Annotated in this window: 1 protein-coding gene; it reads right to left on the reverse strand. The window is 74.0% G+C overall.

Annotated features, from left to right (window positions below; genetic code table 11):
- Window positions 1-55: 55 nt before the first annotated feature.
- Window positions 56-692 (reverse strand): hypothetical protein (locus tag AC4FQ5_RS19745; protein WP_491146277.1); only part of this gene is annotated, 637 nt, incomplete at its 5' end.

Consider the following 692-nt stretch of genomic DNA (forward strand, 5'->3'; position numbering starts at 1 on the left):
TCCCCTGATCCTCACGGGTGAGTTCGGCGGCTGACGGCGTCGACGCCCGCGGGGATCACTGCCGCCGGAAGACGACGCCCGGATCGAGCGCGGGATCGGCCCGGAAACCGAAGACCGCCGACGAGCCACCGACGTCGTAGACCGAGACCACGCCGGTGACGCCGTCCGCGGTGACGGTCGCGGTGTCCGCGCACGTGACCGTGAGCCCCTGATCCTCAGCCGCCGAGTAGACGATCACACACGTCTCCGCCCCGGTATCCCGTGTCGCCGACCAGATCGTCGTCGCGTCGAGACCGCCGAGGACGCGGAGCGACCCCGCATCCCAGGCCCCCATCTCGGCGACCGCCGGGAGCTGCTCGGCGGCCGCCGGACTCAGTTCGGTGTCCCGGGTCGTGGCAACGACGGTGGGCTCGGGTCGTGAGACGGCGACCGCGGCGATGCCCGCGCCGATCGCGATTCCGACGACGCCCGCTACGACCGTGAGGAGAACGCCGCGACGGTGCCGCCGTGGTGATCGGCGGGCGGCCCCCGAGCCTTCCCCCGAGGCATCCGCCGAGGCGTTCGCCGGGGCAACCACCGAGAAGGTCGCGTCGATCCCCGGCTCGGTCGCGTCGCCCGCGGCCCCCGGCGGCGCTGCTGTCGCCTCACGCCCCGATCGACCGGCGGCGAGCGCCTCGAGTTCACGCAGGCGG

The organism is Chryseobacterium sp. DT-167 (assembly GCF_058310155.1).